The organism is Shewanella salipaludis (assembly GCF_012911865.1).
GTDB lineage: Bacteria > Pseudomonadota > Gammaproteobacteria > Enterobacterales > Shewanellaceae > Shewanella > Shewanella salipaludis.
Genome location: NZ_JAAXYH010000003.1, coordinates 249596 through 270478, shown reverse-complemented (window position 1 = coordinate 270478; position 20883 = coordinate 249596). Strand labels below are relative to the sequence as shown.

Genomic DNA, 20883 nt, shown 5'->3' with positions numbered 1-20883 from the left:
GTTTTCTCCTGATTGCCGTGCCGGCAAATTGACCGACTGATTAGTCGGTTTGATATTACTCCTCTAATCGAAATGAGACAAACTTTGTGCGTTTTGTTTGATCTCAAACACTGATCTTTACCCTGCCCGGGCCTAAACTTAACTCATGGCATGGATTCAGGACGAGGCTATCACTATGTTAAAACACGGTATTTCGCTAGGTATAGAAAGGCATGGCGAGGGAGACTTCTTCGTCAACATCAAGGCCGTCGGCAAGCTGACCCACGCAGATTATGAGTACATGGTTCCCATGCTGGAGTCGGCCATCGCCGGGGTTAAGTCACCGGATATTTATGCTTTCCTGGACGTGACAGAAATGGACGGTTGGGAGGCCAGGGCCATGTGGGACGACTTGAAACTCGGGCTGAAACACGGTCATCAATTCGAGAAGATCGCCATACTGGGCAAGACGGAACTGCAACATTGGATGAGTCGGATGGCCGACTGGTTTACGCCTATCAAGGTCAGGTATTTTCGGGATGAGACGGATGCCCTGGACTGGTTGAAGGAATGAGCAGCGGCGGCATGGCCAGGTTCGAGGCGCACGCCGCCGTGCATGTTATTTGAGGAGATTGCTTATGCGTACCGGGAAAATATTGTGGCCGACGGATTTCTCCGAAACCGCATCTCATGCCCTGCGTTATGCCATAGAAATGGCCAACCTGTATCACGTCGGGCTCAAGATACTCCACGTGGTCGAGCAACCCATAGGTGATGAAAACTATATGCTGTTGGCTATCACCCCGGATGAACTGGCCAAGAGCATGGAAGATGAAGCCGCCGATAAGATGCATAAACTATTGGCGCAGTTGAAGACAGAGCTCAAGGTGGAAACTGTGATCCGCCGTGGCAACGCCACCGAGCAGATATTGGAAGAAATCGACAGCGATGAAGTCGGCATGGTGGTGATCGCCAGTCATGGGCGCACCGGCATAGCCCACTTCTTGCATACCAATGTCGCCGAGTCCGTGGCCAACAGGGCTAAATGCCCTGTGCTGGTGGTGAAATAGCCTCCAGGCCAGGACGGCTCAGAAACCCGAGCCTGGCTGTTGGAGAAATGCCAGCTCCTCGGCGCCGGAGGTCCGCCCCAGAATGGCATTCCTATGGGGATAGCGACCGAATCTGTCTATGATGGCCTTATGGCGCAGCGCGAAGTCCAAGTTGCCGGCCACCGCCTCTTGGCTGAACAGGCTCACTGCGACTTCCTGGATGACGGCCGACTCGCTATGCATGTAGGGCATGTACAGGAAGGCGAGCTGCCTGGGGGGCAAGGTTTTATCCAGGCCGGCGGCGACCGCCTCCTGGGCCAGGACCAGGGCCATAGCGTCGGCGGCGAAGGCATCCGGGGTGTCACGATAGACATTGCGGGAGAATTGATCCAGCAGGATGATTTCTGCCAACCGCCCCTGAACCGTATTGCGCCAGGGGTAAAGCTCGCCGCGTTTTGCCCGCTCGAGCTGGGCGCCGAAACGTTTGGCCACCAGGAGATCGAAGGCCGCATCCTTCTTCCACCAATGGCCTGGGGTGATTTCCTCGAACCAAAATTCCAGTATTTGCTTGGCCTCCGGGTGGGTCATCATCTGCATCTTCCTCGGGTGGATGGGATTGGCTGCCACTAATCTAACCTAAGGCATTGCTGGCATCAAGGCCGGGGCTGACGGCCATGGGGGGGCGGTGGAGGGCAGGCTTTTTTTCGCTAAGCTATTGCGCTATTTGGCGAATATCAAGTAGCTTGGGGGCATGATTATCAGGACGGGAGTCCCTATGGTGTTACAAGGCCCAGCCAGCAAGCAACAAAAGGCATTCTTGCGCAAACTGTATCTGGCGCACCTGATGGACGATGAACGACATAATTTGCTGTCTTTGGCCAAGTTAACCGGCATGCCGAGGCGCACCTTGCAGGATGCCATCAGCGCCTTCGCCGATATAGGTGTGCTGGTGGAGTTTGTTCAGGATGGCGAGCGCCATAATGCGGGTTACTACCGGGTGCTGACCTGGGGGCCGATCAGCAGCGCCTGGGTCGATACCCATCTGGCCGAGATCCGCGCGCTGTTGGCCAGGGATTGATGGGGCTGGGAATAAAGAGCCGGGTCGCAATGTTTGGGCCGGACGCATCCGTCCTGTAGCCCTTTCTATCCAGTACCCCATAAGCCCCGATCGACTAATGAGCGGCTGACGGCTCGCCAGCCTATTGCGCGTTAATCTAGGGCTTTTTATTCATGGCATCGGCCAGGGCGGCTTTCAAGCGCTTATTCTCGGCTTCACGCTCGGCACGTTTATTGTCCGCCATGTTTTTTTCAACCTGCTCAACACAGCGTTGTTTGTCGAGGAGAGGATCATAAGGGTCGACGTCGGTTCTGGCACTGCACGCCAGTTCGGCGCAAGCGGACGTCAAACACAGCGGCAGTAACGCCGCCAGCATCAAAGGTAATTTAGTCATTCCATGCTCCCCATATTTTCAATCCTTAAACCCGTCTAATCCCGGCACTCTAGTATCCCAATATTCTTTCATATCAGTACTCTTGCATACCAGTCTTCTTGCATATCAGCATTCTTGCATACCAGCATTTCGCATAGCAGAGACCAAGGGGAAAACCGGGTATCCCATAAATACCCTGGCAGCAACCGAGAGTGACTCGACTTCTGTGCTGCTGGCCTGGCCATGCCGGCCGCTGTTAGCCATGACTGAACAGCAGGAAGGCGATGAAGCCTGCCCAGCTGAGCCCAAGCAAGACCCAGGGTAACCGGCCGCCGGCCCGGGGCTGCGGCAGTGCTGCCTCCTGCTCCTGGCTGCTATCGCCGCTGCGACTCTTGGACTTGAGTTGCTGTTTACGCAGTTTATCCCTCTCCCTGGCCTTCGCCTTGTGCAATTTCTTGTACTCGGCGATGCCTTTCTCTATCCCCTGGGCAATCAGCCTGGTCTGCTCCTTGGTTTGCCCCTGGCTTTGGGTGGCTCTGGCCAGTTTCAAGGCCTGTTCTTGGGTTTCGCTGGAAATGTTGCTCTTCATCTGGATGCATTACTCACGGCTGGGATGACTGTCGCTACAATCTGTGTACTTACTTGTACTATAAAGCAAAAGCCTCCTGCCGGTGAAGCCCTGAGCCGGATTTGCCCTGATACAGGCTCGCCTGGGCGGTTAAACTTAAGGTATAGTGATCTTCCCGCTGCTACATCAGTATGTTACCTAAAGGATTGCCAAGGTGAGCCAACATTTAACCTCCAGTCAGAGCGGGGCCGCTGCCGAAGCCGCCGGTCGCAACCCTGCCGCCCGGCTTGCCGACACAGGCTCGGGCCCAACACCGGGTCGGGGCAAAGATGCCGGCTATAAATCTGTGCTGCCTTGGATAGCAGGTTTTCTGGCACCCTATAAACTCAAGGTCTTGGCCGCCGTGGTGTTTTTATTTATCGGTTCTCTGGCCTGGCTGTCGCTGGGGCAGGGGGTACGGCTGTTGGTCGACGAGGGCTTCGGTGGGGACAGCGGCGCGCGCCTGGCCCGGAGCATCTTCCTGTTGTTGGGCATCACCGCCGTGAGCGCCGGCGCCGTGTTTTGCCGTTTCTATCTGATGAGCTGGCTGGGGGAGCGCATCAGCGCCGACATTCGCATCAAGGTCTATAACCATCTGTTGACCCTGTCGCCGACCTTCTACGCCAACTTGCGCACGGGTGAGGTGATCTCCCGCTTCACCGCGGATACCACCCTGCTGCAAACCGTGGTGGGCTCCAGCCTGTCGATGGCGCTGCGTTCCGGGGTGACTGTCCTGGGGGGCTTGGTGATGATGGGGGTGACCAGCGTCAAGATGACCCTGCTGGTATTGCTGGCGGTGCCTCTGGTGCTTGGCCCGGTGAGCTTCTTCGGTCGCAAGGTGCGCAGACTCGCCCGCCAGAGCCAGGACAGGGTCGCAGATCTCGGCGCCTATGTGGATGAAAGCCTGCATGAGATACATACTGTCCAGTCCTACGGTCATGAAGCCGAGGACAGGCGGCACTTCGGTGTCAGGGTCGAAGAGGTGATGTCGGCGGCCAAGGCGAGGATCGGCTATCGTGCCGTGTTGATCTCCAGTGTGATGTTCTTGAGCATAGGGGCCATGGCCCTGGTGACCTGGGTCGGTGCCCTGGATGTGATGGCCGGCAGCATGACAGGCGGTGAACTCACGGCCTTCATGTTTTATGCCGTGCTGGTGGCGGGGGCCGTGGCGACCATAGGGGAGGTGATAGGCGATATTCAGCGTGCCTCCGGGGCCACGGAGCGGCTGCTCGAACTGCTCGAAGCCCCGGTCGATATTCCTGCTCCGGCCAGGCCCAAGGCATTGGCTGCGCCGGTTCGCGGCGAGCTCAAGCTGACCGACTTGCATTTTGCCTATCCGAGCCAAGGGACACAGGCGGTGATCTCCGGGGTCGAGTTTCGGGTCAGTCCCGGCGAGCGGGTGGCATTGGTGGGCCCGAGCGGTGCCGGTAAGAGTACCCTGTTCCAGTTATTGCAGCGTTTCTATGTGCCGAGCCAGGGCAGTATCAGCCTGGATGGCATAGACATAGCCGATCTCGCCCCTGCGGTGCTCAGGCAGCAGTTCGCCCTGGTACCTCAGGAGGCGGTGATCTTCGCCACCAGTGTGCTGGAGAATGTGCGCTATGGCCGGATAGATGCCAGCGAGCAGGAGGTCATCCAGGCCTGCATCGCCGCCAGGGCCCATGAATTCATCAGCGAGTTCAGCGAAGGTTACCAAACCTATTTGGGGGAGCGAGGCGTGCGGTTATCGGGCGGACAGAAGCAGCGCATCGCCATCGCCAGGGCGATACTGGCCGACAGGCCCATACTCCTGCTCGATGAGGCCACCAGTGCCCTGGATGCCATCAGCGAACAGAAAGTCAAGCAGGCGCTCGATAGCCTGATGCAGAACAAGACCACCCTCATCATAGCCCATAGGCTCTCGACAGTCGTCAACGCCGACCGCATCCTGGTGTTCGATAAGGGCCATTTGGTTGCCAGCGGTACCCATGAACAGTTGATGAGCAGCAATGATCTCTATCGCGAGTTTGCCAGCCTGCAGCTGTTGACCGAGGCGCCCTCTAGCCCGGCTTAGGCGGCGTATGGCTTGGGGGGCCTGAGTCGCAGCGATCCGGGTTGCAATGATCTGGATTGTGATGCTCTGAGCCGCGATGATCTGAGCCGCAATGAGCCGGGCTCAGTGTCTTTGCCCGGAAAGCCCCCTTGGCTCAGCCGCGCCTCGCGGCCTGTTTGGCGTGGCATAGCCATAGGCGAATGCCATAGACAAAAGCCATGCCCGAAGCGTCATCAACCCAGCATAAGCCTATTCCCTGGCATTCGGCTTCCGCTCTGGCGCCGTATCCTGTGCTGTTGCTTATATCTGAATTTCATTTCAAACAGTTTTTCATGCTGTAAATATTTAATTGTAAAGAGTATTTAACTATTTTCATTGTTGGCGTTTGAACCTTGTGGTTCGGTGCTGCAGATGTTTTTGTTTAGGCTTATTTTTTTTTCGGGTGCCAATGTCGATGTTGTTTTAACTGCATAGGGGCAGTGGATCTTGGGCAATGAAAATGCGTTGCATTCTGTTTACATCTTCTTCGACATATGCTGGTATATCACCCGAGGTTTGGATGCCTCATTTACAATAATTTATAGGAACTTACATGAAAAAAATAACATCTACCCTGATATTGTTATTATCTGCTTCGTCACTGGCGGTACAAGCCAAGGACAGAGAAGCCGCCGATTTTCGTCTCGCCGATACCCAGGTCAATCTCGCCGACAGCAAGCGTGACATAGCCCTGAATATCAGTGCTCAGTACGCCAAGTTGGCTCCCATATTGCGTGAGAAGATTACCCAGTATGATCTAGTGATAAATGCTGATGAGTTACTGTCTGGCAGTACGGTGAACGGTAAGACGTTGCGCCAGGCCGATCAGCATATTCGCCATGCCAAGGGCTTGGATGAGATGCAAGATTCACTGGTACAGCTGCGCCTGGCCGATGAGTCCATGGTTGCCGATTGGCAACAGGGCGAGAATCCGCTGTTTGCCTACGCCCCGGATGGCGATGACAGCCATTGGGATTATATCGAGGCCTTCGATGTACAGGGCAATATTCATCAGTTGGATGTCTATAATCTGCCTGATCAGCCTGTGTTCGTCATAGGTTTGGATGAGAAAAAAGCCTTTCAGGCGGGTATGGAGCAGATGCGCCAAACCTTCGCCGCCCATCTGGCCGATGGAACGGCTCAGGCCAAGGCGCTCAGCCTGACGACGCTGGCGGAGACCAACCCCATTTCGACGACGCTGATCAAGGAGATCAGCCTGCAGGACGATATGGAACCCTGGATATCGGGCAAGGCCGAGATCTATGGCATAGTCACCGGGGTCGATCCCAGCCGCGATGAGCCCATGCTGGATGTGGTAGAAATGCCTTATCTGGATTACGCCGAGTCCAGCTACTACCCCAATCAGGTGGTGATCCACTGGGATCGCTATCGTTGGGGCGCTGCCGACATGATACTGATGGAGCATGACGATGGTACCAACTACAAGGATCTGGCCAGTAAGTTGCTGGAGGCGGCGACGGCCATCATGAAGCTGATCCCGGATCCCGAGGTGCAGCAATTCGCCATCATCCCCCAGATCACCAATGGCATCCTGAGCGCCATGCCAGATGCCTGGTTTACCAACGACGATGACTATGTCGATGTCTACTACACCTTGATGGAAGGCCAGCAATATCTTGGACGTAAGGGCGCCAGTGCCAATGCCACTGCGACCTTCGAACCTTTGATCATTCAACCTCGTTAAGCCGCCGGAGGCGCGCTGCGCCTCTGGCCGTTACTGTATGACAAGGCCGGCTCACTGAGCCGGCTTTTTTTTTGCTGAGTTTTGCTGGGTTTTGGGGAAGCTTGAGAGCGGAAAATGCGGCGCCGTGCTGCTGATGGCGTCGATAGGCCTTAGCGCAAGGCCCGCCTGAGTATCTTGCCGACGGTACTCTTGGGCAGTTGCGGCACGAATTCGATAATTTTCGGGATCTTATAGGCCGCCAGTTCTTCACGGCAATGGGCGAGTAACTGCGCCTCGGTCGCGGCCGCTTCGAACTCGGGGGCCGCCGGCACTATGAAGGCTTTCACGGCTTCGCCCGTGATTTCATCCTCGACCCCAATCACGGCACATTCGAGCACGCTGGCATGACGGCTCAAGACTTCCTCTACCTCGTTGGGGTAGACGTTGAAGCCCGAGACTATGATCATGTCCTTCTTGCGGTCGACTATCTTGTACAGGCCGGCGGCCGTGACCATGGCAATATCCCCTGTCTTGAAGAAACCATCCTGAGTCATCACTGCCGCGGTTTCTTCCGGCTGCTGCCAATAGCCCTGCATCACCTGTGGGCCTTTCACCGCTAGCTCGCCGGCCTGCCCAGGGGCGACTTCATGGCCTTCCTCATCCAGCAGTTTCACCCGGGTTTCCAGCAAAGGCTTGCCTATGGTGCCCAGTTGTTCCTGGCCAGGGGCGTTGAGTGTTACCACTGGGGAAGTCTCGGACAGGCCATAGCCTTCGGAAATGGTGCAGCCCGTGATCTGTTGCCATAGGCTGGCCGCCGTCTGGGTCAAGGCGGTGCCGCCTGAGATGGTGAGCTTGAGGTGACTGAAGTCCAGTGCCTTGAATTCCTGCTGATGGCATAGGGCGACGAACAGGGTGTTGAGCCCGGCAAACCCGGTGAAGGGATATTTGGCCAGTGTCTTTATCAGCGCCCCTATGTCCCTTGGATTGGCGATCAACAGGGAGCAGGCGCCGCGCTCGAAAAACAGCACCAGATTGAGCAGGAAGGCGTAGATGTGGTAAACCGGCAAGGGCGCAACATAGATGCCTTCACCTTCGACCAGCGTATCACCCAGGCGCGATCTGCACTGCAGTGCATTGGCAATCAGGTTGCCGTGGCTCAGCATGGCTCCCTTGGACAGGCCCGTGGTGCCGCCCGTGTATTGCAGTGCCGCCAAGCTGTCTTGGGTAGCATGGCAGCGGCTATATGCCAGCTTGGCTCCCTCGGCGAGCACCCGGCAAAACTCGACATTTTTCAGTCCCGTCTTGGGGTGTATCTGGGGGGAGATAAGATCCTGCAGATGGGTGGAGATCACCAGGCTCAGCCGGGTACTGTTGATCACCTTGGCCAGGGTCGGCAGCAGATCCGACAGCACCACCAGTGCCTTGGCACCCGAATCATTGAACTGGTGGATGAGTTCCCGCTCGGTATAGAGGGGATTGGTGTTGACCAACACCAATCCAGCGCGGATGGCGCCATAGGCGGCGATCACAAACTGGGTGATGTTGGGGAGTTGGATGGCGATTCTATCCCCCGGCTTCAGCTCTGTCCTGTGCTGCAGGTAGGCGGCGAAATGACGCGACAGAGTTTCTATCTCGGTGAAACTGCTGCACTTGTCCTGGCAGATATAGGCGGGCTTATCTTGATAACGCTCGCAGCTCTGTTCTATGAGGTCGATCAGGGACGGATATTGGCTCAATGTCAGCTTAGTATCTATATCATAGGGCATTTCTGTTACCTCTGGCCGCGAAGCTTATTATTGTTATTATAAAATAAAACAGTTGTTTAGATTAGTGTGGAATGACTTGGGAGGCAATGCCAGAGTGAAAAAAAGCCGTCGGCCGCCAACCTGGTCCCGGCAGCGGCTGCGGCAGTGAGTTGTGGGATGCAAATGGTCAGTCTGTGGAATGGCCAGCCGGCTCGACCCGGGTGCATAGTTTGCACTATGCACCTGGGCGAGAGGGGCCGGGTCCGAGCCGGTGGGGCTAAGTCGGCGGCTCAGTGGCTGAAGAAGCTCGAGGATTGAGAGACGCTCGGGGCCTGGCCGTTTGCGTCCATGTCCATGTCTGTGACGATAAAGTCTATGGTTTGACGACTCGTATCCAGGGCGGCACTCGGTGCCTGAACCGTGATGGGGTAGTCCAGCTGTTCACCTGCATGGATCAGCAGCCTGGCGTCGGCCAGCAGCCGATACTGAGGGTTGCCGCCGAGTTGCAACTGATACTCCCTGTCCTGCTGGGTCTTGTTGCGTATCTTGAGCCGGTAACTGTTTTCTATCATCTCGTCCAGGGTTTCCCTGTACAGGCTCTGGCGATCCCGGATCACGTTCAGTTGGATCTCGCTGCGGCTGCGCATGTCCAGCCCCAGGATGATCAGCATGATCAACACGGCGGCGCCATAGCCAAGGAATCTCGGTGAGCGCCAGATGACATGCTTCTGGCCCTTGAGTTGATTCTCGCTGGCGTAGCTTATCAGATTGAGAGGATAGCCGAATTTCTCCATGGTTTGATTGCAGGCGTCGACACAGGCGCCACAGTTGATGCACTCGTACTGCAGGCCGTTGCGTATGTCTATGCCGGTCGGGCAGACATCGACACACAGGTTACAGTCGACGCAATCGCCCAGCTGGGTCTCCTGTTTGCGTTTTCTCGGTCCCCTGGCTTCACCCCTGGCGGCATCATAGGTCACTGTCTTGGTATTGGCGTCGAACATCACCGACTGGAATCTGGCATAGGGGCAGCAGTGCAGGCACATCATCTCCCGCATCCAACCCGCATTGAGATAGGTGCAGAGGGCGAAGAACCATACCCAGGAGGTGACCCAGAAGCCGGCGCTGAAACTGAAGATGTCGACATAGAGTTCGCGAGCGGGAATGAAGTAACCTATGAAACCACAGCCGGTCAACAAGGCCATCAGTCCCCAGAGGCTATGCTTGGCCAGGCGTTTCCTGAACTTGGCCAGGCTCCAGGGCGCCTTATCCAATGCCTTGCGGTTGTTGCTGTTGCCCACGATACGGTTTTCTATCCAGGAAAACATGAAGGTCCAGGCCGTCTGTGGGCAGAGATAGCCACACCAGACCCGCCCCCAGAAGACAGTGACGAAGAAGAGAGCGAAGGCGGCGATGATGAATACCCAGGCCAGCAGAGTGAAATCCTGGGGCCAGAGGCTGATACCGAAGAAGAAAAACTGTTGCTGCACTATGTCGAACAGAATGGCCTGGTGTCCCTGGTAGTTCAGGAAGGGAATGAACAGGAATAGGCACACCAGCAGGCTGTTGAGCCGGGTGCGCAATCGCTGGAAATCGCCTTTCTGCTCCCTGAAGTGGATCTTGCCGCCGCCGGGCTCGAGCTGGACGATTGGAATTGTTTGCTGAATGGCACGGGGAATGGCTTGCTGCACCTGGCCCTGGCCCTGGCCCTGGCTCTGGCTCTGGCTGGGGCTGGGGGAGGGGTTGTGATTCGACATAAGGTTTCCTGAAGTATTGCATACGAATTATCAGGAGTCAGAGCAAATCGCGGGCCAACAATGAATTTGTTGTATCGCATTGATTTTACTGAATTTTAAATTCAGTAGACCAGACTTGTGACACGATATGTCGCGTATTGGCGATATATCGTGTTTTTACTCTGATGCTTGCCTTTGGATCCCCAGTTTTTGCATCCGGGATCTCAGGGTGCTGGGCGGCACCCCCAAGAGCCTGGCGGCCCCCTTGTCGCCGGCGATGCGCCAGTTGAGCTGTTTCAGGGTACGCAGGATCAGTGCCGCTTCGGCCTCGGCCAAGGTTGGCAGTGCGCCCGTCTGGGGGGAGGAGGTGCTGGGCATGGTGCCTATGTGCAAGAGTTCGCCCTGGGCCAGTATGGCTTCTCGCTCGAGCAGGTTCTGCAGTTCCCGGACGTTGCCTGGCCAGGTATATGAGGCCAATTTGGCCAGCCCCTTCTGGCTGACCGCGCGTATTTTCTTGCCCAGCTTATGATTCAGTTTAGGGAGTATATCCGCCACCAGGCTGGGAATGTCGCCGAGACGCTCCCGCAGCGGCGGCACATTGATGGGAAAGACGTTGAGCCGATAGAAGAGATCCATACGAAACAGGCCTTGCTCGACTCTTTTCAGCAAGTTGTGGTGACTGGCGGCCACCAGGCGTATGTCCACCTTCAGGGTGTCGCTGCCGCCGACGCGCTCGAAGGTCTGTTCCTGGATCACCCGCAAGAGCTTGGACTGGGCTTGCAGGCTCAGCTCGGCCACCTCGTCGAGAAACAGTGTGCCCCCATCCGCCAGTTCGAAACGGCCCTTGCGCCTGTGGGTCGCCCCGGTGAAGGCCCCTTTCTCATGGCCGAACAGCTCACTCTCGAGCAATGCGGCCGAGAAGGCGGCGCAATTGACGCTGATCATCGGCTTATCCCGCCTATGACTCAATCTATGCAGGTTACGGGCGACCAATTCCTTGCCCGTCCCATTCTCGCCACAAATAAGCACTGTGCTGTCGGTGTTGGCGACCAGTTGGATCTGTTTGAGCATCTCCTGTATCGCCGGGCTCTTGCCTGAGATCCCCATGTCACCACTCTTGTCCGCCAGTTCGGCCTGCAGATAGTGATTCTCGCTGGTGAGACGTTCGGATAAGGCCTGTACCTGTGACAGCGCCTGTCTCAGGGAGGCTTCCGTCTGTTTCTGGATGCTGATATCACGAAATATCGCCACTACTCCCACCAGCTTATTGTCCTTGTAGACAGGGGTGGACGTGTAATGCACGGGAAAACTGCTGCCATCTTTGCGCCAGAAGACATCCTGATCTATTTCCCTGGCGATGCCATCTTTGAGTGTATTGAAGATGGGGCAGTCTTCCCTGGGATAGTGGCTGCCGTCGGCATGGCTGTGATGGTGGCATTCGTGGATATTCTTGCCCAGCAGCTCGGCATTCTTCCAACCCGTCATACGTTCGGCGGCCGGGTTGATGAAGACAGCATTACCCGCCAGATCGAAGCCATAAATGCCTTCACCGACGGCGTTGAGCAGTAAGGTATTTTCCGGCAGAAAACTCGGGTATGCCGTCGAGGCTGGCTCTAGTGTTTGTTTAGGCTGGGACATAGAAATGGGCGCAGGCTGCATTCGTCGACTTTGGCTCAGTATAGCGGCAAAAATCAACTCACGACATATCGCGCATTGGATCGGGATCACAGTCTGATGCATGAGCGCCTAAGCTGTCTTCATGCACCGCCCGATACCAAATGGAAGTTCGCAAATAATTTAATTTGTAACTATTTGAAAATGCAGGATTGATGGATTTACCCTGCTTATGATGACAATTTGTTATGGCAATTGTTCACTTATTGTTATAAAAATGTTTTCAAGGTGTTCCTGTTTAGTGTTTTTTGGTCTAAGGATTAATTCCGGATAAGCCAACAGATACGAACATGAAAAATAATGATAACAAGCAGTTGAGAGAATGAATGATGATGAAAAATAAAAAGTTCGGGGTTAGCTCATTAAGTTTGGCCATTTCAATTGCGCTATCGGGAGCACTGGTCAGTACCCAAGCCTTTGCTGCAGAGGAAGAAGCAAAACTTGAAAATGTTGAAAAAATTGCCGTAGTCGGCTCGCGCGCCGCCCCACGCTCCATAGGCGACTCGCCGGTACCTATCGACATCATCAGCAGCGATGATCTCAAGAAAAATGGTTCGACAGATATGATCGATATGTTGGTCACTTCGGTCCCCTCTTTCAACTCCCGTGCCCAACCTATCAGCGATGCAGCAACTTTGGTGCGCCCGGTGAACCTGCGTGGCTTGCCATCTGACAGCACCTTAGTCTTGGTCAACGGCAAGCGTCGGCACAGAGCCTCTGTCATCGCCTTCCAGGGCGGCGGCATCAACGACGGTGCCCAGGGGCCGGATATCTCAGTGATCCCGGGTGCTGCATTGAAGCAGGTGGAAGTACTGCGCGACGGCGCAGCGGCGCAATACGGTTCGGACGCCATCGCCGGGGTGATGAACTTCGTCCTGAAGGATGATTCCGAGGGCGGCTCCATCACTGTTAGCCAGGGTGAATATTACAAGGGCGATGGCGCGACTACGACAGTCGACGGCAACATAGGCCTGCCCCTGACCGACGATGGTTTCGTCAACATCAGTGCTCAATACAAGAATGCCGATGCCACCAGTCGCAGCGTGCAGCGCTTCGATGCGGCAAACCTGATTGCCCAGGGCAACACAGAGGTTAAAGATCCGGCGCAAATTTGGGGTAATCCTGAAATCAACGACGACTACAGCATCTTTATTAATTCCGGATTCGATATCAATGACAAGGCCCATCTCTATGCGTTCGGTAACTACTCATCGCGGGATGTTGTAGGCGGTTTCTACTATCGTAACCCACATAATCGCGGCAACGTTTATTCGAACGATGAGGGCGAAACCTTGCTGGTCGGGGCCGTCAATGGGGATCAATCGAGCTGCGGCATAGTGCCTATTCCCAAAACCACCGACGCCAACGGCAACACGGTTGATGGCAATGTGCTGACGAGTCAGCCTTATCTCGATATGGTTGCCGATCCCAACTGTTTTTCAATGAACCAGATCCGTCCGGGCGGTTATACGCCGCAGTTTGCCGGTACGGTCGAAGACAGGTCATTTTTCGCCGGGGTTAAGGGGGTGGTTGGCGAGTGGAACTATGATGCCAGCGCCGGGACAGGTAAGAATAAATCGACCTTTAGCCTGAGAAATTCTCTGAACCCTTCATTGGGTCTGGATACCCCGACCGATTTTGAAACCGGTGCCTATGAGCAAGTAGAATCCACAGTGAACCTGGATGTCTCGCGTTTCATCAATGTCGGCTTGTCAGAAGATATCAGTTTTGCCACGGGCTTCGAATGGCGTGAAGAGTCGTTTGAGATTACCCAGGGTGAAGAAGCCTCATGGATAGCGGGACCCTATGCGGATCAAGGGTTCAATATCGGCTCCCACGGTTTCAAAGGCTTCGGCCCAGAGTCTGCGGGTAAAAACTCACGCCATAACATAGGTATCTATGCAGATACAGAGGCCTACATAGGTGATCGTTGGCTGCTCGGGGCGGCACTGCGTTATGAAGACTTCTCCACCTTCGGTGATACCTTAAATTACAAGCTCAGCGCTCAGTTCTCTGCCACAGATGAGTTGTCACTCCGTGCCTCGCACAGCACAGGGTTCCGGGCACCAACCGTGGGCCAGGAAAACGTTGTCAACACTCAGACATCTATTGTAAACGGTGATTTAATTCAGACCTTTATCGCACCACCAACCAATCCTCTCTCGGCATTCTATGGTGGTAAAGTATTGGAACCTGAAGAGTCGGTGAGCAATGCCTTCGGTGTGGTGTATGAGGATGGCGATTTCTTCCTGACTGTCGATTACTACCATATCGAGGTGGAAGGACGTATTGCTCAGTCGAGCCAGATTTCGGTAGAAGCTGAAGATTATGATGCCTTGAGAGCGGCGGGCGTTGATCATCCCGAGCTCATTTCCGCAGTTACTTTCTATACCAATGATTTCGATACCACAACCCAAGGTGTTGACATAGTTGGCTCTTATGACACTGAACTCTTGTCTGGCTACGCTAAATTCAGTCTGGCCTATGGTTGGACAGATACCAGTGTCGACAAATATGATCCTGCAACCACTGATGCGGGTAAGGTTCGCCGCTTGGAGGATGGTATTCCGGCGCATCGCGCTACCTTGACTTGGGCTCAATCCTGGGATGACCTGAGTATGACGTTGCGTGGTAACTATTTCGGTGAATATTACGCCACCCATGCGGACGACACCTCTGATTGGGGCTCCGAAGTCGCAGATGCGGCAGTCACAGTCGATCTGGAAGTCAGTTACGCCCTGACGGATGGCTTAACCCTGTCCGTAGGTGCGAACAACCTATTCGATCAAAAGGCGCAAAAACTGAAAGACGGCACCTTGGGCGAGTTGGGTGGTGTCTACTATGAAAGTGGTCCATTCGACTATAACGGCGGTTTTTACTATGGACGTCTGAGCTATCGTTTCTAGGCGTTAAGCCTGGGAACCAAGCGTCTGCTGCCCACCTTTCAGCAGACGGGTTCAGACCGATTTGACGTGAGCAAAAAGGCTGCAGTAGCAGCCTTTTTTATTGGGAATTTTCGATAGTGTGTTTGCGTCTATGCTGGAGGCTATGCTTGTTTGGCTGTGGGCGCTATGCCTCATTGCTGCTGTTAACATTAGCGACAGGGCCAATAGGCACTATTATCCTGTGGGGCAGACGTTGTATATTGAGCAATAGCTGCCGCGAGTCAGGGGCGATATAAATTCAGGGCCTGAGGGCCCTTTTTAATGGCTGTAACATGAACAATGAGGGGCATCTATGAGTGTGAGCGTGTGGTTGAGCCTGCTGGCCATCTGTTGTCTGGGGGCCATGTCGCCAGGACCCAGTCTGGCCATGGTGGTGAGGCATACCCTGGGGGGCGGTCGCGGCAAGGGCATAGTCTGTGCCTGGGCCCATTCCATCGGCATTGGCGTCTACGCACTCGTGACCCTGTTGGGGCTGGCGGTGATGTTGAAAAAAGCCCCGCTCCTGTTTAATGGCATAGCGATCCTCGGGGCACTCTATTTAGCCTGGATAGGTGTACAAGCTTTGAGATCCCGGGGGGGCATGCAGGCCAAACTCATGGCAGGGGAAGCGACAGATGTGCTGACCGCCGCCCGTGATGGCTTGGCCATCTCCCTGTTTAATCCCAAGATAATGTTATTCTTTATCGCCTTATTCAGTCAGTTCGTGCTGGCGGCGGATAACCTGACCGGCCAGTCCCTCATCGTCTTGACTCCGCTGTTGGTGGATGGCCTCTGGTATACCCTGATAGCCTTGTTGCTGTCACACCCCAATGTCCTGCCAAGGCTCAGGGAGAAGGCGGGACTGATAGATAAGATTTCCGGGGTAGTGTTAATCCTACTGGCGGCCAGGGTGCTGTGGACCTTGTGAGCCAGCAGTGCTTTCAGGAGGGTGCCTAGGGCGGCTTCGATACCAGTGAAGGGGGTTCAGCCGTTTAGTGCCACTCGTCTATAGCTGTTGCCTGTCTTTGGCTTTTTATCCGAATGGTGACTTGAGTTATAGGGCACTTGCGCCTTGGGCCGGAGACTCTTAAGCTAGGCAGCATTTTTTCAGGGAGTTTTACCTATGGCAGCTGTAGCCAGTTGGCGGGCCTTTATCGATGCCGAGAAGCAACAAACCTACTTTCAAGAGCTGATGGCCTATGTTGCGGCCGAGCGCGGCCAAGGCAAACACATTTACCCACCCGAGGTCGAGGTCTTTAATGCATTCGAGATGACGCCGCTGGCAGAGGTGCGGGTGGTGATCCTGGGCCAGGATCCCTATCATGGCCCGGGGCAAGCCCATGGACTGTGTTTCTCGGTCAAACCCGGGATCAAGCCGCCGCCATCCCTAGCCAACATCTACAAGGAGCTGGCGAGCGATATCGACGGCTTCGAGATCCCATCCCATGGCGACTTGTCTCACTGGGCCAGGCAAGGGGTGCTGCTGCTCAATACCGTATTGACTGTCGAACGGGGAAGGGCGCATTCCCATGCCAAGGCGGGCTGGGAAATCTTCACTACCCATGCACTCGAATTGCTCAACCAGCAAGCCCAGCCCATCATCTTCATCCTCTGGGGCAGCCATGCCATCAAGAAGGGCAAGGTCATCATCGCCAGCCAGCACACTGTGCTCAGCGGTCCTCACCCATCGCCCCTGTCAGCCTATCGTGGTTTCTTCGGTTGCCGACACTTTTCCAGGGCTAATCAGCTGTTGGCATCCCGGGGCTCGAGAGCCATAGACTGGCAGCTTTAATCCGGCCCTTGGCACAATCCTAGGTACTGGGATGGGATCAAGGGTTGGCGCCATGAGGGCACAGGGCATAAAAAAGCCGTTGCACTCAGGCGACGGCTTCGGGTATTGAGATTGAGCCTCGGAGGGCCTAGTGGGTGCGTTCTACCGCGAGCTTGGCCAAGGAAATCAGTGCCAACTTGTAATCACTCTCGGGCAGGATATCGAGGGCGGCTATCGCCTTGTTGGACTCTTCTATTGCCTTTCTCTGGGTGTATTCCAGGGCTCCGGATTTATGCAGTGCGGCGACGATTTCGGCAACGGCATGGCTGCCATCACCCCTTTCTATCGCTTGCTTGATAAGTTCCTTCTCTGCCTCGGAGCCATGCATCATGGCATAGATGAGTGGCAGTGTCGGCTTACCTTCGGCCAAGTCATCGCCTATGTTCTTACCCAATTCGTCCACATTGGCGGTATAGTCGAGCAGATCGTCTGTGAGCTGGAAGGCGGTGCCTAAATACTTGCCATATTCCCCCAGCGCCAGCTCCAGGGCTTCATCGCTGCCGGCCAGTACCGCCGCCAGGCGAGTCGCCGCTTCGAACAGCTTGGCCGTTTTGCAGTAGATGACCCGCATATAATTTTCTTCTGTGGTATTGGGATCGTTGCAATTCATCAACTGCAACACTTCGCCCTCGGCCAATAAGTTGGTGGTATCGGCCAATACCTTGAGCACTTTCATGCTGTCGAGTTCGGTCATCATCTGAAATGAACGGGTATGGAGGAAGTCACCGACCAGTACGCTGGCACTGTTGCCGAACAAGGCGTTGGCGGTTTCCCTGCCGCGCCTGAGAGTCGACTCATCGACCACATCATCGTGCAGCAGCGAGGCGGTATGGATGAATTCTATGATGGCGGCGAGCTTGAGATGGGCATCGCCCTCATAGTTCACCGCACGTGCCGCGAGCACAGACAGAAGAGGACGAAGACGCTTACCACCACCATTGATGATGTAAAATCCCAGTTGATTGATCAGGGCAACATCAGATTCGAGTTGTGTGTAAATCAGCTGATTGACCGCTTGCATGTCAGTGTCAGCCAGCTGACGAATGGCATTTAAGTCCATAATAGTCTCTGGTTATCAGGGCTGTTGAGTTAGCCGGCCCTTATTTAGGCTCATGTGTTATAATACCCCGGATTTTACCTAAATTATCCGTATAAGACAGTAGTTGTGGCAGCTTTGTCGTCACTATTCCGCGCTTTTTTTATTCTTTGTCGATTAGGGCTTGCCAGAAGTGGATTCTTCACGTAAACTCCGCGCCCATTGTCAATAAAATTTTTGTAGCACCCTGCCTCGCCCAAGAGTGAGCCCGCGTGTTAGGAATATCGGAGTAAAATAGCTATGTACGCTGTTTTTCAAAGTGGTGGTAAACAACACCGTGTAGCCGAAGGCCACACAGTTCGTTTAGAAAAATTAGAAGTTGCTACAGGTTCTACTGTTGAGTTCGATCAAGTTCTGTTGATCGCTGACGGTGAAACTGTGCACGTTGGTGCTCCTTTAGTTGCCGGCGGTAAAGTCGTTGCTGAAGTTGTAAGCCACGGTCGCGGCGATAAAGTCACTATCGTTAAGTTCCGTCGTCGTAAGCATCACGACAAGAAGATGGGCCACCGTCAGTGGTTCACTGAAGTTAAAATTACTGCTATCAACGCATAATAGGAGTCTGACTCATGGCACATAAAAAAGCTGGCGGTTCTACTCGTAACGGCCGCGATTCAGAAAGTAAACGTCTTGGTGTTAAGCGCTTTGGCGGCGAATCAGTTCTAGCTGGTAACATCATCGTTCGTCAACGTGGTACTAAGTTCCACGCCGGTGTAAACGTAGGTATTGGTCGTGACCATACTCTGTTTGCCCTGACCGACGGTAAAGTTAAGTTTGAAGTTAAAGGTCCTAATAACCGTAAGTTTATTAGCATCGAAGCTTAATTTTCGAACTCAGCAGTACTGTTAAAGCCCCGCCTTTGGTGGGGCTTTCTGTTTTTGTGTTCTGATCTCATGTTGCAACCCTGGCTGTCAAAGATAGGTAAGTGGTTGCTTAATATCGGATTAGAACAAGGTATGTAGAGTTTTTTGGCGACCTGCGAAGTTAGGCGGTATAATTCCTCCATTCGGTGGTGCCAGGAGTAAGTATGAAGTTTGTCGATGAGGCAGTAATTAGGGTTGAAGCGGGCGACGGCGGAAGCGGTTGCGTGAGTTTCAGACGCGAAAAATATGTACCCGATGGCGGGCCTGACGGTGGTGACGGTGGTGATGGCGGCAGCGTGTTTCTGCAGGCCGATGAAAACTACAACACACTGATCGATTTTCGCTTCGAACGCTTCCATATGGCAGAACGTGGTGAGAATGGCCGCGGTCGCGATTGTACCGGCCATAGCGGTAAAGATCTGGTGCTGAAAGTGCCTGTCGGTACCCGTGCCGTGGATCACGAAACCGAGGAAGTGCTGGGGGATTTAACTACCCATGGACAGAAGCTGTTGGTTGCCAAGGGCGGTTTCCATGGGTTGGGTAATACCCGCTTCAAGAGCAGTACCAACAGGGCGCCGCGTCAGAAAACCTTGGGTACTCCGGGTGAAGTCCGCAGTCTGAAACTCGAGCTGTTGTTGTTGGCCGATGTTGGCCTGTTGGGCATGCCCAATGCCGGTAAGTCGACCTTCATTCGTGCCGTCTCCCGCGCCACACCCAAAGTCGCAGATTATCCGTTCACGACCCTGGTACCTAACCTGGGGGTGGTGAATCCGCGTCCGGGGCAGAGCTTCGTGATCGCCGACATTCCCGGCCTTATCGAAGGGGCTGCCGACGGTGCCGGCTTGGGGATCCGCTTCCTCAAGCACCTTGAGCGTTGTCGTATCCTGCTGCATATCATAGACATAGAGCCTATCGATGGTAGTGATCCCGTCGAAGCGGCACGGGCAATAGTTGGCGAGCTGGAGAAATACTCTCCCAAGCTTGCGACCAAGCCTCGCTGGTTGGTGTTCAACAAGACAGATCTGTTGCTCGAGGAAGAACTGCAGGAAAAAATGGCGCGCATCGTCAGCGAGCTAGAGTGGACCGGGGATGTGTATACCATGTCTGCCTATAACCGTGAAGGCACTCAGGCGTTGAGCCTTAAGCTGTTGGACTATATCCAGAGTCTGCCGGCCGAAGATGTCATCCAAGATCCTGACGCCGAAGTCGAATTCAAGTGGGATAATTATCATCAGGCCAACACTGATTCGGTCAACGAAGATTATGACGATGATTTCGATGACGATTTCGATGATGATGACTATGATGTCGAAGTTATCTACCAAAGATAAGAGCGGATACCCGTTGGCTTAGTTCTTCAGGTCAGCAGCGAATCGATAAGGCAAGGCGTATAGCCTTGCCTTATTGTTTTTATGACCAGCCCCATTTCTCCTGCCTGCTTCCCAGGAAAGGTTTGCTTGTTTCCCCCATTTTCTCCAGCTAAAGACATAGAGCCGCGATTCTGATTGTCGTCACTTGGCTTGCGCACGCGCTCAAAGGTTTCGAAGATACTGTCCGAGATGCTAAAGTAGCAGCCACTTAGGCGTTCAGCTTCACTCCAATAAGAATACAAGGACATCGCATGCGTATCGCTATGATTGCCGCCATGGCAAAGAATCGAGTCATAGGGAAAGAGAATCAGATGCCATGGCATCTCCCTGAGGACCTCAGACACTTCAAACAGCTGACCCTGGGCAAACCCGTGGTCATGGGGAGAAAGACCTTTGAATCCATCGGCAGACCCCTTCCCGGACGGCATAACATAGTGATCAGCCGCCAGGCCGATTATGCCCCTGAGGGGGTTACCCGGGTAGCTTCGTTCGAGGAAGCCAAAACCGCAGCCGGACCGTGTGAAGAATTGGTGGTGATAGGCGGCGGTCAACTCTATGCCGCCATACTGGATCAGGCCGAGGTTCTGTACCTGACCGAGATAGAGCTCGAGGTCGATGGGGACACGCATTTTCCCGCCTGGGACCCAGATGCGTGGGCATTAGTCGACAGTGAAATGGGGAAGAATGCCGACGGTTTGCAATATCGCTTTATCACTTTAGTAAAAAAATGTTAAATTAGGCGCGTAGTTTTTACCCTAAATTGCAGCCTGGCCTGAAAAGTTCTTTGGTTGCTTGATAAGTAAAATAAAAATAGAAAGGAGTATCAG

Annotated in this window: 20 protein-coding genes; 12 read left to right on the top strand and 8 right to left on the bottom strand. The window is 54.4% G+C overall.

The features are described 5' to 3' along the window. Positions 1-169: 169 nt before the first annotated feature. Together HC757_RS06905 and HC757_RS06900 are read left to right on the top strand one after the other, a co-directional pair. Positions 170-553: an STAS/SEC14 domain-containing protein gene (locus HC757_RS06905; protein WP_169563657.1), complete on the top strand. Its 384-nt coding sequence runs from the start codon at positions 170-172 to the stop codon at positions 551-553. Positions 554-617: 64 nt separating this feature from the next. Beyond that, positions 618-1049 (top strand): universal stress protein, encoded by a 432-nt coding sequence (locus HC757_RS06900; protein WP_169563566.1) that lies wholly within the window; start codon positions 618-620, stop codon positions 1047-1049. 18 nt (positions 1050-1067) lie between these two features. Here HC757_RS06900 and HC757_RS06895 read toward each other — a convergent pair whose 3' ends face one another. Beyond that, positions 1068-1616: a DUF924 family protein gene (locus HC757_RS06895; protein ID WP_169563656.1), complete on the bottom strand. Its 549-nt coding sequence runs from the start codon at positions 1614-1616 to the stop codon at positions 1068-1070. Positions 1617-1803: 187 nt separating this feature from the next. Here HC757_RS06895 and HC757_RS06890 point away from each other — a divergent pair, with 187 nt between their 5' ends. Further along, positions 1804-2106, top strand: a complete 303-nt coding sequence (locus tag HC757_RS06890) for a winged helix-turn-helix domain-containing protein (protein ID WP_169563565.1) — start codon at positions 1804-1806, stop codon at positions 2104-2106. A 136-nt stretch (positions 2107-2242) separates the two neighbouring features. Here HC757_RS06890 and HC757_RS06885 read toward each other — a convergent pair whose 3' ends face one another. After that, a complete protein-coding gene (locus tag HC757_RS06885) occupies positions 2243-2479 on the bottom strand; it encodes a hypothetical protein (protein ID WP_169563564.1) in 237 nt (78 codons plus the stop codon). A 235-nt stretch (positions 2480-2714) separates the two neighbouring features. Next, a complete protein-coding gene (locus HC757_RS06880) occupies positions 2715-3047 on the bottom strand; it encodes a DUF2956 domain-containing protein (RefSeq protein ID WP_169563563.1) in 333 nt (110 codons plus the stop codon). Positions 3048-3372: 325 nt separating this feature from the next. On the opposite strand from HC757_RS06880, the gene HC757_RS06875 reads away from it, so the two are divergent. Together HC757_RS06875 and HC757_RS06870 are read left to right on the top strand one after the other, a co-directional pair. Beyond that, the gene (locus tag HC757_RS06875) at positions 3373-5118 is read left to right on the top strand and encodes an ABC transporter transmembrane domain-containing protein (protein ID WP_342343051.1); all 1746 of its coding nucleotides are present in this window, start codon (positions 3373-3375) and stop codon (positions 5116-5118) included. A gap of 571 nt (positions 5119-5689) precedes the next feature. Continuing rightward, positions 5690-6841 (top strand): DUF3103 family protein, encoded by a 1152-nt coding sequence (locus HC757_RS06870; RefSeq protein WP_169563562.1) that lies wholly within the window; start codon positions 5690-5692, stop codon positions 6839-6841. Between the two features lie 149 nt (positions 6842-6990). Here HC757_RS06870 and HC757_RS06865 read toward each other — a convergent pair whose 3' ends face one another. The 3 genes from HC757_RS06865 to HC757_RS06855 form a co-directional block, all read right to left on the bottom strand. Next, positions 6991-8586 carry an AMP-binding protein gene (locus tag HC757_RS06865; protein WP_169563561.1) on the bottom strand — a complete coding sequence of 532 codons (1596 nt, stop codon included), beginning with the start codon at positions 8584-8586 and terminating at the stop codon, positions 6991-6993. A gap of 269 nt (positions 8587-8855) precedes the next feature. Beyond that, positions 8856-10322, bottom strand: coding sequence for a cytochrome c oxidase accessory protein CcoG (gene ccoG, locus HC757_RS06860; RefSeq protein ID WP_169563560.1), 1467 nt, complete (start codon positions 10320-10322; stop codon positions 8856-8858). Between the two features lie 156 nt (positions 10323-10478). After that, positions 10479-11939 carry a sigma-54 interaction domain-containing protein gene (locus tag HC757_RS06855; protein ID WP_169563559.1) on the bottom strand — a complete coding sequence of 487 codons (1461 nt, stop codon included), beginning with the start codon at positions 11937-11939 and terminating at the stop codon, positions 10479-10481. 362 nt (positions 11940-12301) lie between these two features. Here HC757_RS06855 and HC757_RS06850 point away from each other — a divergent pair, with 362 nt between their 5' ends. The 3 genes from HC757_RS06850 (at position 12302) to ung (ending at position 16691) form a co-directional block, all read left to right on the top strand. Beyond that, positions 12302-14881 carry a TonB-dependent receptor plug domain-containing protein gene (locus HC757_RS06850; protein WP_169563558.1) on the top strand — a complete coding sequence of 860 codons (2580 nt, stop codon included), beginning with the start codon at positions 12302-12304 and terminating at the stop codon, positions 14879-14881. A gap of 331 nt (positions 14882-15212) precedes the next feature. Beyond that, a complete protein-coding gene (locus HC757_RS06845; RefSeq protein WP_169563557.1) occupies positions 15213-15827 on the top strand; it encodes a LysE family translocator in 615 nt (204 codons plus the stop codon). A 195-nt stretch (positions 15828-16022) separates the two neighbouring features. Beyond that, positions 16023-16691: a uracil-DNA glycosylase gene (ung, locus tag HC757_RS06840; RefSeq protein ID WP_169563556.1), complete on the top strand. Its 669-nt coding sequence runs from the start codon at positions 16023-16025 to the stop codon at positions 16689-16691. Positions 16692-16818: 127 nt separating this feature from the next. Here ung and ispB read toward each other — a convergent pair whose 3' ends face one another. Then, on the bottom strand, positions 16819-17790 hold the full coding sequence (gene ispB, locus HC757_RS06835) for an octaprenyl diphosphate synthase (protein WP_169563555.1): 972 nt from the start codon (positions 17788-17790) through the stop codon (positions 16819-16821). Between the two features lie 276 nt (positions 17791-18066). Between ispB and rplU the strand changes: the two genes are divergently transcribed. From rplU to cgtA, 3 genes are all read left to right on the top strand, one after another. Continuing rightward, entirely contained in the window at positions 18067-18378 is a 312-nt protein-coding gene (gene rplU, locus HC757_RS06830) for a 50S ribosomal protein L21 (RefSeq protein ID WP_169563554.1), read from the top strand. A gap of 14 nt (positions 18379-18392) precedes the next feature. Next, on the top strand, positions 18393-18647 hold the full coding sequence (gene rpmA, locus HC757_RS06825; protein ID WP_007650346.1) for a 50S ribosomal protein L27: 255 nt from the start codon (positions 18393-18395) through the stop codon (positions 18645-18647). Positions 18648-18850: 203 nt separating this feature from the next. After that, positions 18851-20017, top strand: coding sequence for an Obg family GTPase CgtA (gene cgtA / locus HC757_RS06820; protein ID WP_169563553.1), 1167 nt, complete (start codon positions 18851-18853; stop codon positions 20015-20017). A gap of 26 nt (positions 20018-20043) precedes the next feature. On the opposite strand, the gene HC757_RS06815 is transcribed toward cgtA, so the two are convergent. Further along, positions 20044-20379 (bottom strand): hypothetical protein, encoded by a 336-nt coding sequence (locus HC757_RS06815; RefSeq protein ID WP_169563353.1) that lies wholly within the window; start codon positions 20377-20379, stop codon positions 20044-20046. Between HC757_RS06815 and folA the strand changes: the two genes are divergently transcribed. Further along, a complete protein-coding gene (gene folA, locus HC757_RS06810; RefSeq protein ID WP_169563552.1) occupies positions 20308-20790 on the top strand; it encodes a type 3 dihydrofolate reductase in 483 nt (160 codons plus the stop codon). The genes HC757_RS06815 and folA overlap by 72 nt on opposite strands. The last annotated feature ends 93 nt before the right edge of the window (positions 20791-20883 follow it).

Bases quoted from the DNA above. Each gene is read 5' to 3' on its own strand.
- HC757_RS06890 (WP_169563565.1), top strand. From the start codon at position 1,804: ATGGTGTTACAAGGCCCAGCCAGCAAGCAACAAAAGGCATTCTTGCGC.
- folA (WP_169563552.1), top strand. From the start codon at position 20,308: ATGCGTATCGCTATGATTGCCGCCATGGCAAAGAATCGAGTCATAGGG.
- HC757_RS06885 (WP_169563564.1), bottom strand. From the start codon at position 2,479: ATGACTAAATTACCTTTGATGCTGGCGGCGTTACTGCCGCTGTGTTTG.
- ccoG (WP_169563560.1), bottom strand. From the start codon at position 10,322: ATGTCGAATCACAACCCCTCCCCCAGCCCCAGCCAGAGCCAGAGCCAG.
- HC757_RS06880 (WP_169563563.1), bottom strand. From the start codon at position 3,047: ATGAAGAGCAACATTTCCAGCGAAACCCAAGAACAGGCCTTGAAACTG.
- ispB (WP_169563555.1), bottom strand. From the start codon at position 17,790: ATGGACTTAAATGCCATTCGTCAGCTGGCTGACACTGACATGCAAGCG.
- ung (WP_169563556.1), top strand. From the start codon at position 16,023: ATGGCAGCTGTAGCCAGTTGGCGGGCCTTTATCGATGCCGAGAAGCAA.
- HC757_RS06855 (WP_169563559.1), bottom strand. From the start codon at position 11,939: ATGTCCCAGCCTAAACAAACACTAGAGCCAGCCTCGACGGCATACCCG.
- HC757_RS06845 (WP_169563557.1), top strand. From the start codon at position 15,213: ATGAGTGTGAGCGTGTGGTTGAGCCTGCTGGCCATCTGTTGTCTGGGG.
- rpmA (WP_007650346.1), top strand. From the start codon at position 18,393: ATGGCACATAAAAAAGCTGGCGGTTCTACTCGTAACGGCCGCGATTCA.
- HC757_RS06815 (WP_169563353.1), bottom strand. From the start codon at position 20,379: ATGCCATGGCATCTGATTCTCTTTCCCTATGACTCGATTCTTTGCCAT.
- cgtA (WP_169563553.1), top strand. From the start codon at position 18,851: ATGAAGTTTGTCGATGAGGCAGTAATTAGGGTTGAAGCGGGCGACGGC.
- HC757_RS06870 (WP_169563562.1), top strand. From the start codon at position 5,690: ATGAAAAAAATAACATCTACCCTGATATTGTTATTATCTGCTTCGTCA.
- rplU (WP_169563554.1), top strand. From the start codon at position 18,067: ATGTACGCTGTTTTTCAAAGTGGTGGTAAACAACACCGTGTAGCCGAA.
- HC757_RS06900 (WP_169563566.1), top strand. From the start codon at position 618: ATGCGTACCGGGAAAATATTGTGGCCGACGGATTTCTCCGAAACCGCA.
- HC757_RS06850 (WP_169563558.1), top strand. From the start codon at position 12,302: ATGATGATGAAAAATAAAAAGTTCGGGGTTAGCTCATTAAGTTTGGCC.
- HC757_RS06895 (WP_169563656.1), bottom strand. From the start codon at position 1,616: ATGACCCACCCGGAGGCCAAGCAAATACTGGAATTTTGGTTCGAGGAA.
- HC757_RS06865 (WP_169563561.1), bottom strand. From the start codon at position 8,586: ATGCCCTATGATATAGATACTAAGCTGACATTGAGCCAATATCCGTCC.